We start from the raw sequence: 14,819 nt of genomic DNA, 5'->3' as shown, positions 1-14,819 counted from the left end.
TCGATTTCCCCTTCACCGATCCATGCCCAACGGTGACAACCGGTAACATCCCGCCCCCTCCCCGGGCGGCCCGGGGGAGGACGGTGGCGTGAGGCAGGCAGGCCCAGGGCCGCCCGGTCAGCGGCCGAGGAAGGCGAGCAGCCGGTCGAGCGGCCAGGCGTTGATCACGTCGTCGGCGGTGAGCCAGGCGCGCTGCGCGATGCCCACGCCGAACCGCTGGTGCGCCAGGTGCGGGATGGCGTGCGAGTCGCTGTCGACGGAGAACTTGACCCCGTGGTGCTTGGCCAGCCGCACCAGGTCGGAGGGCAGGTCGGAGCGGTCGGGGTAGGAGTCGATCTCCATGGCGGTGCCGGTGCGCGCCGCCGCGCGGAAGATCGCGTCCCAGTCGGCGTCGACCGGCTCCCGCTTGCCGATCTTGCGAGTGGTGGGGTGGCCGATGATGTCCACGTACGGGTTCTCGCAGGCGGTGATGAAGCGCCGGGTCATCTCGTCGCGCGGCATCGAGAAGTGGGAGTGGACCGACGCCACGCACACGTCGAACGTGCGCAGCACCTCGCCGGGCCAGTCGACCGACCCGTCGGGCGCGATGTTGAGCTCGGTGCCGTGCAGGATGCGCATGCCGGGATGGCGCGGCTGCAGCGCGGCGACGCGCTCGCGCTGCTCCAGCGCCTTGTCGAGGGTCATGCGCTGCATGACCAGGTCGGGGGCGTGGTCGGTGACGGCGTAGTAGGAGTAGCCCCGGGCGGCGCCGGCGGCCACCATGTCCTCCAGGGAGGCGATGCCGTCGGTCAGGTCGGTGTGCGTGTGGAGGTCGCCGCGCAGGTCGGCCAGCTGGAGCAGCGCGGGCAGCTCGCCGCGGAGCGCGGCCTGCACCTCGCCGCCGTCCTCGCGCATCGGCGGCGGCACGAACTGCATGCCGAGCGCCGCGTAGATCTCCTCCTCGGACTCGGCAGCGATCACCCGCTCACCGTCGAACAGCCCGTATTCGGACAGCTTCCAGCCCTTCTTCACCGCCATCTCCCGGATGGCCACGTTGTGCTCCTTGGAGCCGGTGAAGTACTGCATCGCGGCGCCCCACGAGCCCGCCGGCACCACCCGCAGGTCGACCTGCATGCCGGAGGTGGTGCGCACGGACGTCTTCTTGTCGCCGGCCGCGATGACCTCGGCCACGTACGGCTGGGCGCGGAAGGCCGTCATGACGGACTCGTCGGCCACGGCCAGGATGTCGATGTCGCCGATCGTGTCCTTCATCCGGCGCAGCGAGCCCGCGTAGCCGATGCGCTCGGCCTCCAGCGAGCCCATGACCTGCTCGGCCAGCGCCATCGCGACGCCGATGTGGACGCGGCGCCCCGACTGCTCCAGCTGCTCGATGCCCTTGGCGAGGTTGGCCAGCGTCTTGGGGCCGAGGCCCTTGACCCCGTCGAGGCGGCCGGCGGCGATCGCCTCGCCGAGCGCGACGGGCGAGTCGATGCCGAAGTCCTCGAACAGCATGATCGCGGTCTTGGGCCCGAGCGAAGGCACCCGGGTCAGCCGCCGCACCCCGTCGGGCACCCGCCCGCGCAGGTCGTCGAGCTGCCGGAAGCTCCCGCGCTGCAGGAACTCCTCCATCTTCTTGGCGATCGCCTCGCCCACGCCGGGGACGGCGCGCACGTCGACGGCGGCGATGTCGTCGGGGTAGCCGGCGATCGCCTTGGCCGCCTTCTGATAACTGCGCACCCGGAACGCGTCGCCCCCGGTGAGCGCGAACAGCTCCGCGTATTCCTGGAGGGCGGCCGCAGCCTCCTCGTTTGCCCGTGCCATGGCCCCAAGCTTAGAAGCCCGCACCGACAGTCCCGGAGGTCAGCTGCGCCCGTTGCGCCGCAGCACGTCGACGGCCCGCACGGTGGCGGCGCCGCGCCACTCCAGCGCCCCCGCCGGGGAGATCCGGGCGTAGTCGACGCTCCACCCGCCGTCGTCCTGCTGCCCGGCCGCCAGCCGGTCCAAGTCGGCCGCGATCACCTCGGGCGCGAACAGCGTGCGGGCCGGCCGGTCCGGGTACGGCGCGACGTCGAGCGGCCTGAGCACCTCCCCTTCGGCGCCGCCAGCCACCGGCAGCACGCCCTCGGCGGGGAAGTGCCCGCCCAGCCGCTCCAGCAGCCGCGCCGCCTCGCCGCGCAGCTCCGCCACGGACTCGTGCACGGCGTCCAGGAACTGCACCGCGAACGACAGCACGTACGCGTGCGGATCGGTGAGCTCCTCGATGGCCTCCAGGCAGTAGCCGGTCGCCCGCCCGAGCCACGGATGGGCGGCCACGGCCGGGTCGTGCGCGGCGACGCGGTACGCGGCTGCCGCCGACACGGCGGTGATCTGCAGCGACGAGACGTCGTGGGGAGCGCCCGCCCACCACGGCGCGGTCGCCGCCGGGACGGCCAGCGGCAGCGCGAACGGCAGCCCGCCGTCGGGCAGCGTCACCGAGGCCAGCCAGTCGCACAGCGCCACCGCGTGCGGCGAGGTCGCGGGCGCGATCTCCGCGAACACCTCGAACGCGTGCAGCGCGGCCCCCGGCTGGCTCTCGGGCGAGCGCAGGTCCGGCTCCAGGCCCCACCCGTAGCCGCCGTCGGGATTGCGGTAGGCGTCCAGCGCGGCCAGCACGCCCGCCCGGTCCCCGCCGCCCCACAGCAGGTCGAAGCGGCGCCGGTCGAGAACTCTCGCGTGGCCGGCCATGAACGCGGCGGCCACGGAACGGTCGAAGGTCATACGGCCATCCTGCTACGCCGGCGACCTGCGGTCTTGTAGGTTCCGGCCAACCGGGGAGCGGGTCACGGCACGCGCCGGACGGGGGCGAAGAAGACGGGGTCGGCGCGGGCGACGGCGTGCGACATGAGCCCGCGCAGGAACAGGCCGTGGCCGTGGGCGCGGCCGATGTCGTACTCGCCGTCGTGCCAGCCGCGCGCCGTGTTGCCGATGATCTCCGTCTTGCCGTGGTGATGGTTCTCCAGGTAGAAGCGGAAGAACGACACCGGCAGGCAGACCACCCCGAACCGCCCGTCCGGCCCGTACGCCTCCGACGCGACCCCCCGTGACTGGCCGGGCGCGGCCTTGGCGGCGCTGTCGGACCAGGTCACGTCGTCGAGCTTGACGTCGGCCCGGTCCGTCCACGCGGCCCCTCGCGGCACGGGCGAGGCCAGGCACTGGGCGTAGTGGCTGCGGTAGGCGGTGTAGACGTACGCGCGGGCGCGGCGGTTGAGCGTGGCCCACTGCCGCACCCCCTCCCACATCCGGGCCAGCTCGGGCAGCCGCTGCTCGTCCTTGTCGCCGAGGTTGACGTCGAAGGCGTTGATCTGCATCAGGTGCTCGGTGAAGAACGGCGTCCCGCTGACCTGGCGCATCAGCGCGACGAGCCGGTCGCCGCTGCGGCTGTAGGCCGACAGCATGATGCCGCCCACCTTGCCGGTCGGCGCCGGCCCGGACAGCAGGGCGGCCAGCGCCGTGTTCACCTCGGTCAGCGCGCCGAGCAGCCCGCCGGGCGTGATCAGGTCGGACAGGTTGCCGCTCAGGTCGGCGATCGGGACGACGTAGGCCAGGTTCGGGTCGCGGGCGGTGACGGCCATGACGTGGTGGGCGACCGCCCGGAAGTCCGTGGACAGGTAGCGCGCGCCCAGCCGCACGTAGTAGGGCACCCCGTCCGAGGGGTGCTTGCCGGTCCAGTACGGGCGGCTCTTCACGTAACTGTCCAGGTAGGTGGGCGTGTGGAAGATGACGTGGAAGTTCAGCGGGCCCGTCATCGTGCCCTTGGCCAGCCGGTCGGCCAGCGCGCTCGGCAGCCACACGAAGAACAGCCTGGTGGTGCCCGTGTCGCGTTCCAGCGCGAAGGCCCGCCCGGCCACGACGGCCCGGTTGGCCTCGCTGATCGAGGCCGAGCCGAACGGGACCGGCGCGTATGTGATGCCGTCGGGCATGCTCGCGTCGAGCACCTTCCAGCCGAACTTGCGCAGCTCGCCCCCGCCGAGCAGGGCGCGCGGCTCCGTCTCGGCGGCGCCGCCCGGCCCGGCCCGGAACGGCTCGCCGGGGTGGAGTTCCAGGACCCGGCGGCTGACGTCCCGCATCGCCATCGGTCAGGCGATCGTGGAGAGGTTGGACGTCACGGCGATGTCGGTGCCGGACGACGGCGTGTACTCGTGCCATTCGGCGATGAGCGCGCCCTTCTCGCCCGGTTGCAGGATCGGCACCGGCGCCTGCGAGCCCCGGTGCGCGAAGTCGAGCCGGGCGACGGTGATGCGCGTGTTGTCGGGGATCGCGGTGACGACCTGGGCCTCCTGCACGCGCCGCTCGTCCTCGGAGTCGATGACGACCGGCAGCCCGACCACGAACCCGGCGCTGCTCGCCACCCTGATCGTCACCGGGGCCGCGCTGGGCGCCAGGTCCGCCGTCGTGGTGGTGAAGACGGCGTCCTGGAGGTGCACGGCCTCCTTGCCGGGGTTCGCCGGCGGGATGCCCGGATAGTTGCGGTCGTCGTAGGCGGCGATCTCCCTGGCGATCGTCAGGTAGGGGCCGGGGACGGGTGCGCCGACCCCGCCGCCCTCGGCGAAGCGCATCCACCGCTCCTCCCAGCCCTTGCGGACGGTGAGCACGATCCGCGCGCTGCCCGCGCGCAGGAACGCCTGCCGGTTGGGGTCGGGATGGCGCAACTGCCGGATGAACGCCCAGCTCGGCGGCACGTCCCAGAAGTACGAGTAGAGGAACGTCACCACGTTCTCCCACTCGATCGCCTGGTTGATGAAGCGGATAAGGTCCTCGTGCTGGCGCAGCAGCGTCCACTGGTCCTGGCTCAGCCCGAGGCCGGGCCCGTCGAAGCCGATGCCGTGCTGGAGGTCGACGCCGGCGGCGACGAAGGCGGCCAGCACGTCGGCGGGCATGAAGTCGAAGTCGGTGCCGAGGACGAACCGCAGCACGCTCTTCATGATCTCGTCGCTCTCCTCGCGGCGCAGCGTCAGCGTGTCGACGCTGGACAGCCGCTCCTCGATGGCGGCGATGCGCGCGGCGACCTCCTGCTGCTGGGCGAAGTAGCGGGCCTGGGCGGCGCCGTGCAGGGCGTTCCACACGTCGGCCCGCCACTGCTCGATCGTCTCCGGCATGAGCTCCCGGTGCACGGTCAGCCCGACGAACACCTGCTCGGCGTGGTGGAAGAAGAACGTGATCTTGTGTCGTCCGGTGAAGCCCGCCATGAACGGCCGGTCCGCGCCGACCGACATGATCCGGTGGTTGCGGATGATCAGCGCGCCGGTCTGCCCGTTCCAGCCGGGCTCGTGCCGGGCGCCGAGCACGTCGAAGTTCATCCGGTCGTCGGAGTCGTCCTTGCCGATCTGCGCGTCCAGGATGATCTCCCGCACGCGGGTGCCGCCGGGCACGTCGAACTCCAGGCCGAGGAAGAACCAGCCGCCGCCGGTGTCGGCCGTCGAGCTCGCCGTCAGCGGCGTGGGCGGCTCCGGATGCGGCCGGACCGTCACGCCGTGCCGGTCGGCGAGCCACTGGTACTTCGGCTTGCCCGTGGGCGACGGGTTGCCGTGCTCGTCCACGAGCTCGGTGGTCACGTCGGAGAGCTTCACGCCGAACGTGAACGGCCCCTGCTGGGCGCGCAGCGTCTCCAGCTCCGCGTACGCCCGCCGCATCGCCGCCCCCGGCTCGGGCACCACGATGTCGTACGTGAGCCGCAGCCCGTAGCGGTAGAGCCGCACCCGCCATTTGCGCATCATGCTGAAGTAGTCGATCCGGATGGGCTCGCGGCCCGGGTTCTTCAGGACGCGCGTCGAGGTCGACGACGTGCCGGTGACGGTCGTGGTCGAGATCGTCACCTTGTGCTCGCGCCGCGACCGCGACGACGCCTTCTGCGTCGTGGACCGGGCGTGCTTGATGCTCTCGGTCGCCGACTCCGACTGCGACCCCTGCGAGGTGAACCCGGTGGTGCTCGACCCGGAGATGATCGGGATGCCGCCCTGGACCGTGCCGGTGATGTTGAACTGGTTGGAGTGCTGGCTCTGCGACGACGTCGACTGCGACAGGTCCGTGTTGTCCGTGACGCCGGTCTCGCTGACCTCCTCCAGCGCGTCGGTGACGATCGTGGTGAACTCCCGCGAGGTCACCGACCACTCCGTCTGGGTGACGGCGGTCTCCTCGCCGGGCGCCAGCGGCACGGTCGCCACGAGCTCGCCGCGCTGGATGCCGATCGGCACCATCTCGATCCGTTCGAGGTTGAGCAGGCCGATCGGCGGCGTGGCGGTGGCGGCGCGCAGCCCGCGCAGCGCGACGACCGCCGTGTTGAGCGCCTGCGCGGCCGGCCCGGCCTCGTCCGGGGAGCGCCGCTCCTCGGCCTCGCGCAGGCGTTCGGCGCGCAGCTCCACCAGCGTCTCGGCGAACGCCGCCAGCTGCCGGGCGGGAATCCGCGCCAGCGCCTCCGGGTCGGGCCTGAGCGAGGGCACCAGCGGCCGGGCGAACGCGCCGAGCAGGTCGAACGCGCCCGCCGACACGTTCACGGCGTCGTGGGCGCCGAGCCTGCGGCGGACCTCCTCCGCCTCGCCGGGCGCCAGCGCGAGCTGCCGGACCGCGCCCAGCTTGACCAGCCCGCCGCCCGGCTCGTCCTGAGGGACGTCGACCCGGACGGGAACGAGCGTGCCTTTCAGCACCTCACGCGCTGAGTTCTCGAGGATCGGCGCGGAATTGTCGGGTGATGACGGCATGACGAAACCCCCTTGCGGTTACGAGGGGGTTCGTGACGCGAGGCCCCAACAGTAGACGAGCCGGGGCCCCGTGCCCAGCCCTCTCCCGGCTAGAAACGCACCTCGCGGGGGCGATACGGCTCGGACAGGAAGGTGAGCTCCTTGTCCGACAGCCGGACGTCCACCGCGGCCACCGCGTCGTCGACGTGGCGGTCCTTGGTGGCGCCCACGATCGGCGCCGTCACGCCGGGCCGGTGCAGCAGCCAGGCGAGCGCGACCTGCGCCGGTGGCAGCCCGCGCTCGCGCGCCACCTCGGCCACCCGGTCCACGATGGCCTGGTCGGCGTCCGGCTCGTACAGGTAGCCGATGCGCTCGTCGGAGCCGGCCCGCGAGGTCGCCGAGGCCGACCCGGCGCGCGCCAGCACGCCGCGCGCCAGCGGGCTCCACGGGATCACGCCCACCCCCTGGTCGGCGCAGAGCGGCAGCATCTCCCGCTCCTCCTCCCGGTAGAGCAGGTTGTAGTGGTTCTGCATCGAGACGAACTTCGTCCACCCGTTGCGCTCGGCGACGTGCTGCGCCTTGGCGAACTGCCACGCCCACATGGAGGAGGCGCCCAGGTAGCGGGCCTTGCCGGCCTTGACCACCTCGTGCAGGGCCTCCATCGTCTCCTCGATCGGCGTCTCGTCGTCCCAGCGGTGGATCTGGTAGAGGTCGACGTGGTCGGTGCCGAGGCGGGTCAGCGAGGCGTCGACGGCGGCGTGGATGTGCTTGCGCGACAGCCCCCGGTCGTTGACGCCGCGCCCCATCGGGAAATAGACCTTGGTGGCGAGCACGTAGTCCTCACGCCGCGCGAAGACGCGGCGCAGCAGGTTGCCGGTCACGACCTCGCTGGCCCCGGCGCTGTAGTAGTCGGCGGTGTCGAAGAACATGACCCCGGCGTCGGCCGCGCGGCGCACGATCGGCTCGGCCTGCTCCTCCGTCAGCGCCCACTCCTGCTTGGCCGGGTCGCCGTAGCTCATCATGCCGAGACAGACCCGCGAGACCTTCAAGCCGCTGTCACCCAAGCGCATGTATTCCATGCGGCCCACACTAGGGCTCGGGGCAGAGCGGCTGGGCGGGCAGACCCGGGAAGTGCTGGGACCACTCGTCGGCGGTGATCGGCGGGCTGGCGGTCGCGCAGATCCGCGCCGCCGTCCGCTCCGGGTCGGTGGCCCACAGCTTGGCCGTCCAGTCCTCGCCCGCCGTGACGAGCGTCCGCCCGTCGGGGGCGTACGCGACGGCGTCGACCGGCTTGGCGTGGCCGCGCAGCGTCGCCAGCCTGGCGCGGCCGGCCACGTCCCACAGCACGGCGGTCCGGTCGGAGCTCGCCGCCGCCAGGACGCGGCCGTCCGGGCTGAACGCGACCGACTTGACCGCGTCCGTGTAGCCGTCGAGCACCGCGACGCGCCTGGGGGCGGCGGGGTCGGCGACGTCCCACAGCATGACGCGGCGGTCGGAGCCCGCGGTGGCCAGCGTCCGGCCGTCGGGGCTGAACGCCACGGACTTGACCGCGTCCTCGTGGCCGTGGGTGAACGAGAGCAGCCGTCCCGAGACGTCCCACAGGCGCACGCTGTGGTCGGCGCTCGCGGTGGCGACGAGGCTGCCGGTCGTCGCCACGTCGTTGACCGGCCCGGCGTGCCCGCGCAGCGTGATCAGGCGGGCGCGGGCCGGGACGTCCCACAGCGCGGCGGTGCCGTCGGAGCTCGCCACGGCCAGCAGCCGGCCGCCGGGGCCGAACGCCACCGACTCCACCGCGTCCGGGTGCTCGGCCAGCACGGCCGAGGTGCGTTCGCGCAGGTTCCACAGCCGGGCCGTCCCGTCGGCGCTCGCGCTGGCCAGCGTCCGGCCGTCGGGGCTGAAGTCCACCGCGTTGACCGGGCCGTCGTGCCCGCGCAGCACCCGTGAGGTGCGCTCGCGCGCGCTCCACAGCCGGATCGTCCGGTCGTAGCCGCCGGTCGCCAGGGTGCGGCCGTCGGGGCTGAACGCCGCCCCGTAGACAGAGCTGCGGTGGCCCGTGAGCGTGTCGCCCGGCAGGTCCCACAGCCGCGTCGTCTGGTCCGCGCCGGCCGTGGCCAGCGTGCGCCCGGCGGAGGCGGCGGAGGTGACCGCGCCGGTGTGCCCGGCGAGCACGGCCAGCTCGCGCACCTCGCGCGGGTCGCCCACGTCCCACACCCGCACGGAGGCGTCGGCCCCGCCCGACACGAGCGCGTCGCCGGTGAACGCCAGCGAGCGCACCGCGTCGGTGTGGCCCTCGGCCGTCGCCAGCGGGCGGCCGTCCAGGTCCCACAGGCGCACGGTGCGGTCCTCGCCCGCCGTGGCCAGCGCGGACCCGGTGAACGCCACCGCGTGGACCGCGCCGGTGTGCCCCGCCAGCACGACCGGCGTACGGGTCCCGAGGTCCCACAACCGGGCGGTGCCGTCGGCCCCGGCGGAGGCGAGCGTGCGCCCGTCCGGGCCGAAGGCCAGCGCCGTCACGCCGCCGGAGTGGCCGTCGAGCGTGACCGGCTCGCCGCCGTCCAGGTCGTGCAGCCGGACGGCCCCGTCGGCGCCCGCGCTCGCCAGCGTCCGGCCGCCCGGGGCGAAGGCGACCGCCCCGGCCCCGGCCTCGCCCGCCAGGCCCGGCAGCGGCGCGGGCCTGGCGGGATCGGTCGTGTCCCACAGCAGCACGGCGTCGCCGGCGCCCGCCGCCAGCGTGCGGCCGTCGGGGCTCAGCGCCGCCGAGGCCGCGTCGGCGGTGAGGGCGGCCAGCGGGCGCGGGTGGCGCGGGTCGCGGGTGTCGGTGAGCCTGATCGTGCCGTCGGCGCCCGCCGTGGCGGCCAGCCGCCCGTCGCCGCTGAGCGTCACCGCCGTCACCGCGTCACCGTGCCCGGTCAGCCGGGTCGCGTACGGGGTGCCGAACGCGCTGAGCAGGCTGCCGCGGGTCACCTCGTTCGCCGACAGCCGGTAGGCGGCCAGGCTGAGCTGCGCGGCCAGCGCCGGATCGGTGGCGCGCAGCGCCGCCGCCCGCTCGGCGACCCGCTGGGAGGTGGCGGTGTTGCGCTCGCGGGCCGCCTGCCGCTGGGCCGCGACGGCGACGGCGCTCGCGGCCACGGCCAGCACCAGCAGCGCGCTGAGCAGCACCACCAGCCGGCGCAGCCGCCGGACGCCGCGCCGGGCCGCCTCCTCCTGCGCCGCCTCGGCCGCCCGGCTCGCGGCCAGGAACTCGCGTTCGAGCGCGCTCAGCCTGCCGCCGGCCTCGGTCGCCGCCTCCAGCCGGACGCCCCGGTAGAGGGCGCTCGGGTCGCGGTCCAGCTCCCGCCAGGTCTGCGCGGCCTCGGTGAGCCGCCGGTGGGCGCGCAGCGCGTCGCGGTCCTCGGTCAGCCAGCCGTGCAGGCGCGGCCAGGAGCGGATCAGCGCCTCGTGGGTGAGCTCGACGGCGCCGTCGTCCACGGTGATCAGCCGCTGCGCCGCCAGGCGGCCGAGCACCACCTCGGTGCCGGGGTCGCCGGTGTCGAGCTCGGCCAGGGTGACGCGCCGCCGGGTGTCCTCGGTGCCCTCGCCGAGCGCGGTGAGCCGCAGGAACAGGTCCCTGGCCAGCTCCTGCCCGGCCGGTCCGAGCCGGCCGTAGACGCGTTCGGCGGTGTGGGCGAGCGCGCCGTCGATCCCGCCCGCCGCCTGGAAGCCGGTCAGCGTGAGCGTGTTGCCGCGCCGTCGCCGCCACGTCTCCAGCAGCGCGTGCGACAGCAGCGGCAGGACGCCGACCCGGCCGCCGGCCTGCGCCACGAGCTCGACCAGCAGCGCCTGCTCGACCACGCAGCCGGCGCGCGTGGCGGGCGTGGTGATGGCCCGCCGCAGCTCGCCGGGCGTCATCGGGCCGAGCACGAGCGGGCGGTCCAGCTCGCCGCGCAGGGCCGGATGCCCGGCGCAGTGGGCGTGGAAGTCCGAGCGGACGCCCAGCACCACCCGGCACCGCGAGTTGCCCGCCCGCGCCGCCGTGACCAGCGCCTCGGCGAACCGGGCCCGCTCGGTCTCGTCGCGGCACAGGGTGAAGACCTCCTCGAACTGGTCGACGACGACCAGCAGGTCGCCCGGCGGGTCCCCGGCCGCCTGGCACGCGAACAGGTGCAGGGCGCGCGGCCCGGCGGCCAGGTCGGCGCGGATGCGCGCCGGGGACGCGCCCGTCAGGCGGGCGAGCTGGACGGCGCACTCCTCCAGCGGGTGCGCGCCGGGCGTGAGGATCATCGACCGGTGCGGCCAGTGCGCGAGCAGCCCGGCGCGCAGCAGCGACGACTTGCCCGCCCCCGAGGCGCCGAACACCGCGACGAGCCGATCGGCCTCCAGCCGCGTGGTCAGCTCGTCGGCGAACCGCTCCCGGCCGAAGAACAGGTCGGCGTCCTCCTCCCGGAACGCCGACAGCCCCGCATAGGGCGCCCGCAGGTCCGGCTCGGGATCCTCGGCGGAGGCCAGCTCGGCCGCCGTGGCGTGCCAGCGCTTCTCCCACTCTGCGGCGTCGCCCCCGCACGCCGTCACGTAGGCCAGGGTCACCGCGAGGCTCGGCAGCCGCTGCCCGCTCGCCGCCCCCGACAGCGTCGCCAGCGAGTAATGGGCCCGCTTGGCCAGCTCCCGGTAGGTCGGCCCGCCCGCGCGCCGGCGCAGCTCACGCAGGTCCGCCGCGAACGTCACCAGCGTGTCGTCGCCGGGCGGCAGCGGGAGCTCACCTCGTGGCACGCCCACCCCCGTAGAGCCGGTCAAACCATTCTGCATCAGGGCCCTTTGTTCGTCATGTGTTTGTTCGGCGCCCGCCACCGACACCGAACAGGCCCCGCCGCGATAGGACCGGAGCGAACGGCCACGGCGACACGGGGAAACGGGGGTTCGGGGCCATGAGAGGCGTGCTCATCGCCTGTTGCGCGGTCATGGCGGCCGCCGCGATCGGATGCTCGGGCGGGGCGGCGGCGCAACCGCCCGCGCCGGCGCTGACCTGGCGGCAGGAGCTGCGGATCGCCGACGCCCAGCAGCGGCTGATCCGGCAGTGCATGAACCGGCACGGCTTCGGCTACCGGGAGGACCGGGAGCTGACGCTCCAGGAGAGCCGCCCGGTGCGCTACGTCCAGGACGACGTGGCCTGGGCGCGTGCCTACGGGTACGGCAGCCGGATCGGCGGCAAGGACGGGGACGACCCCAACGCCGCCTACCGGCGCGGCCTGACGGAGGCCAGGCGCGCCGCGTTCGACGCCGCGCTCGACGGGGGCCGCGGCGCCCGCCTGCTCACCGTGCGGCTGCCGGGGGGCGGCGAGATCCGCAAACGCCTCGGCGGCTGCGGGGAGGAGGCCGACCGCGAGCTGTACGGCGACCCCGCCGAGTGGTTCCGCGTCAGCAAGGTCGCCATGAGCCTGGGCGCGCTCTACGGCGACGACCTCATGCGGGACGCCCGGCTCACCGCGGCGATACGGGCCTGGTCCCGGTGCATGAAGGCCGCGGGGCACCCGTACGCCGACCCCCAGCAGGCCCGGGACGCCGTCCTGGGCCGTGGTCCCAGCGGCTTCGCGGCCGAGCGCGAGACCGCCGTCGCGGACGCGACCTGCGCCCGCGCGACCTCCCTGCGCGCCGTGGCCACGGCGCGGGAGGAGCACTACCGCGACCGCCTGCGCGACCGGTTCGGCGCCGACCTCGACGCCTACCGCAGGCTCGGCCTGCGGGCCTACGAGCGGGCGGTGCGCATCGTCCCGGAACGCCGCTGACCTTCACCGTCCACGCACCACCCACCCAATGAGAGGAAAGCACCATGCGCAAGATCACCATCTCGGCGATGCTCCTCGGCCTCGCCTGCCTCGGCGTCACCGTGCCCGCCACCGCCGCGCAGGCGGCGGGCGGCTGCGACGACGACTGGGGGCCGCGCAACGGCTACATGTACGCCTGGCAGGACCTCAACTGCGAGGGCACCCGGCTGATCGCCACCGCGGGCAACAGCTCGTACTGGGGCGCCGGGGCCACCGACAAGGCCTCGTCCGTGATGAACCGGGGCTTCACCGGCGGGCGTGACGCGGTCAAGTTCTACCAGGACATCAACCACGGCGGCGGCCACACCTGCCTGCTGGCGGGCGAGCTGTACGCCGACAACCTGACCGACAACCGGTTCAGCAACGGCGTCATCGTGAACGACAGGATCACCTCGCACAAGTGGGTGACTCCGGGCGAGTGCACGACGATCCTGACCTGACCTGAACACGGCCGGGCGGTCCGGGGCGTCCCGGGCCGCCCGTCCGGCGTACGGGCGGGCCACGGGTGACAGATCGCGATCGGCGGTATGAGATGAGACGCAGCGCTGATCGACGAAGGAGTGCCCGACATGGACGTGACCGAGGCTTACAGGGCGAGCCGGGACCTGTTGCTGTCGCTGCGCGGTGAGCACGAGCGGGCGGTGGCCGAGTTCCGCTGGCCGGAGCTGGGCGACCGGTTCAACTGGGCGGTCGACTGGTTCGACGCCGTCGCCCGGGGCAACGACCGGCCGGCCCTGGTCATCGTGGAGGAGGACGGCACCGTCACCGAGCGCGGCTACGAGGAGATGTCCCGCGCCTCCGACCGGCTGGCGTCGTGGCTGGCGGCCCGCGGGGTGTCCAAGGGCGACCCGGTCATGCTCATGCTGGGCAACCAGGTCGAGCTGTGGGAGTCGATGCTGGCGGTGATGAAGCTGGGCGCGGTCATCCTGCCCGCCACCACCGCGCTCACCACCGCCGACCTGGCCGACCGGATCGAGCGCAGCGGCGCCCGGCACGTCGTCTGCAACGCCGCCGACACCGGCCGCTTCGCCGGCGTGCCCGGCGGCTACACGCGCATCAGCGTCGGACCGGCCGACGGCTGGGCCGACCTCAGGGAGGCCGCCGCGCTCACGTGGGAGCCGATCCCGCACCCCGGCACCGCGACCGGCGACCCGGTGCTGCTCTACTTCACCTCCGGCACGACGTCGCGGCCGAAGCTGGTCGAGCACACGCAGGTGTCGTACCCGGTCGGGCACCTGTCCACCCTGTACTTCATCGGCGTGCGGCCCGGCGACGTGCACCTCAACATCTCGGCCCCGGGATGGGCGAAACACGCCTGGTCGTGCTTCTTCGCGCCGTGGATCGCCGAGGCGACGATCTTCGTCTACAACTACGGCCGCTTCGACGCGGCGGCGCTGCTCGCCCAGCTGCGCGAGCGCGGCGTCAACACCTTCTGCGCGCCGCCGACCGTGTGGCGCATGCTCATCAACGCCGACCTGGGGGAGCGGCCCCCCGGCCTGCGCGAGGTCATCGGCGCGGGCGAGCCGCTCAACCCGGAGGTCATCGAGCAGGTGCGCCGGGCCTGGGGGCTGACCATCCGCGACGGCTTCGGCCAGACCGAGACCACCGCCCAGGTCGGCAACACCCCCGGCTCGCCGGTGAAGCCCGGCTCGATGGGCCGCCCGCTGCCCGGCGTCCCCGTGGTGCTGGTCGACCCCGTCACCGGCCGGCCGCTGGACGGGCCGGGCGAGGGCGAGATCTGCCTCGACCTGGCGCGCAGGCCCGTCCCGCTCATGCGCGGTTACCAGGGCGACCCCGGCCGCACCGCCGAGGCGATGGCCGGCGGCCACTACCACACCGGTGACGTGGCGACCGTGGACGAGGACGGCTACATCTTCTACGTGGGCCGCACCGACGACGTGTTCAAGGCCAGCGACTACAAGATCAGCCCGTTCGAGCTGGAGTCGGTGCTCATCGAGCATCCCGCGGTGGCCGAGAGCGCCGTCGTCCCGGCCCCCGACCCGGTCCGCACGGCCGTGCCCAAGGCGTACGTCACGCTCGCCCCGGGCTACGAGCCGACCAGGGAGACCGCGTACTCGATCCTCAAGCACGCCCGCGACCACCTGAACCCGTTCCAGCGCGTCCGGCGCCTGGAGTTCGCCGAGCTGCCCAAGACGGTCTCAGGGAAGATCCGCCGCGTCGAGCTGCGGACCCGCGAGGCCGAGCTGCCCGGCGGCGCCGCCACGGAGTGGCGTGACGACCAGTTCCCCGAACTGAAGGGCTGAGCACGACCTGAGGTGTGCAACACCGGCCTGGTCGGGTCCGATGGGTAAAGAGGCGGGGGTGGTGG

The 14,819-nt window shown here is 73.9% G+C and carries 9 protein-coding genes; 3 read left to right on the top strand and 6 right to left on the bottom strand.

Annotation, left to right across the window (positions count from 1 at the left end; translation table 11 throughout):
- Window positions 1-117: 117 nt before the first annotated feature.
- From polX to AB0J53_RS05180, 6 genes are all read right to left on the bottom strand, one after another.
- On the bottom strand, window positions 118-1,800 hold the full coding sequence (gene polX, locus AB0J53_RS05205; protein ID WP_364168760.1) for a DNA polymerase/3'-5' exonuclease PolX: 1,683 nt from the start codon (window positions 1,798-1,800) through the stop codon (window positions 118-120).
- Between the two features lie 39 nt (window positions 1,801-1,839).
- Window positions 1,840-2,736: a hypothetical protein gene (locus AB0J53_RS05200; RefSeq protein ID WP_364168758.1), complete on the bottom strand. Its 897-nt coding sequence runs from the start codon at window positions 2,734-2,736 to the stop codon at window positions 1,840-1,842.
- A 62-nt stretch (window positions 2,737-2,798) separates the two neighbouring features.
- Entirely contained in the window at window positions 2,799-4,091 is a 1,293-nt protein-coding gene (locus tag AB0J53_RS05195) for a hypothetical protein (protein WP_364168756.1), read from the bottom strand.
- A gap of 3 nt (window positions 4,092-4,094) precedes the next feature.
- The gene (locus AB0J53_RS05190) at window positions 4,095-6,713 is read right to left on the bottom strand and encodes a hypothetical protein (RefSeq protein WP_364168754.1); all 2,619 of its coding nucleotides are present in this window, start codon (window positions 6,711-6,713) and stop codon (window positions 4,095-4,097) included.
- 89 nt (window positions 6,714-6,802) lie between these two features.
- Complete coding sequence (locus tag AB0J53_RS05185) at window positions 6,803-7,771, bottom strand: aldo/keto reductase (RefSeq protein ID WP_357590701.1); 969 nt, start codon at window positions 7,769-7,771, stop codon at window positions 6,803-6,805.
- 10 nt (window positions 7,772-7,781) lie between these two features.
- Window positions 7,782-11,438, bottom strand: a complete 3,657-nt coding sequence (locus AB0J53_RS05180; protein WP_364168752.1) for a hypothetical protein — start codon at window positions 11,436-11,438, stop codon at window positions 7,782-7,784.
- A 155-nt stretch (window positions 11,439-11,593) separates the two neighbouring features.
- Between AB0J53_RS05180 and AB0J53_RS05175 the strand changes: the two genes are divergently transcribed.
- From AB0J53_RS05175 to AB0J53_RS05165, 3 genes are all read left to right on the top strand, one after another.
- Window positions 11,594-12,451 (top strand): hypothetical protein, encoded by an 858-nt coding sequence (locus AB0J53_RS05175; protein WP_364168750.1) that lies wholly within the window; start codon window positions 11,594-11,596, stop codon window positions 12,449-12,451.
- Between the two features lie 44 nt (window positions 12,452-12,495).
- Complete coding sequence (locus tag AB0J53_RS05170) at window positions 12,496-12,930, top strand: peptidase inhibitor family I36 protein (protein WP_219507399.1); 435 nt, start codon at window positions 12,496-12,498, stop codon at window positions 12,928-12,930.
- A 129-nt stretch (window positions 12,931-13,059) separates the two neighbouring features.
- Complete coding sequence (locus AB0J53_RS05165) at window positions 13,060-14,754, top strand: AMP-binding protein (protein ID WP_364168748.1); 1,695 nt, start codon at window positions 13,060-13,062, stop codon at window positions 14,752-14,754.
- The last annotated feature ends 65 nt before the right edge of the window (window positions 14,755-14,819 follow it).

The organism is Nonomuraea sp. NPDC049725 (genome assembly GCF_040674795.1).
Lineage (GTDB): Bacteria > Actinomycetota > Actinomycetes > Streptosporangiales > Streptosporangiaceae > Nonomuraea > Nonomuraea ceibae.
The sequence above is the reverse complement of the archived record's forward strand: the minus strand, read 5'-3'. Positions and strand labels throughout refer to the sequence as shown.

What these genes read in the sequence shown, in the direction of transcription:
- polX (WP_364168760.1), bottom strand. Translation starts at nt 1,800, where the DNA reads ATGGCACGGGCAAACGAGGAGGCTGCGGCCGCCCTCCAGGAATACGCG.
- AB0J53_RS05200 (WP_364168758.1), bottom strand. Translation starts at nt 2,736, where the DNA reads ATGACCTTCGACCGTTCCGTGGCCGCCGCGTTCATGGCCGGCCACGCG.
- AB0J53_RS05195 (WP_364168756.1), bottom strand. Translation starts at nt 4,091, where the DNA reads ATGGCGATGCGGGACGTCAGCCGCCGGGTCCTGGAACTCCACCCCGGC.
- AB0J53_RS05190 (WP_364168754.1), bottom strand. Translation starts at nt 6,713, where the DNA reads ATGCCGTCATCACCCGACAATTCCGCGCCGATCCTCGAGAACTCAGCG.
- AB0J53_RS05185 (WP_357590701.1), bottom strand. Translation starts at nt 7,771, where the DNA reads ATGGAATACATGCGCTTGGGTGACAGCGGCTTGAAGGTCTCGCGGGTC.
- AB0J53_RS05175 (WP_364168750.1), top strand. Translation starts at nt 11,594, where the DNA reads ATGAGAGGCGTGCTCATCGCCTGTTGCGCGGTCATGGCGGCCGCCGCG.
- AB0J53_RS05170 (WP_219507399.1), top strand. Translation starts at nt 12,496, where the DNA reads ATGCGCAAGATCACCATCTCGGCGATGCTCCTCGGCCTCGCCTGCCTC.
- AB0J53_RS05165 (WP_364168748.1), top strand. Translation starts at nt 13,060, where the DNA reads ATGGACGTGACCGAGGCTTACAGGGCGAGCCGGGACCTGTTGCTGTCG.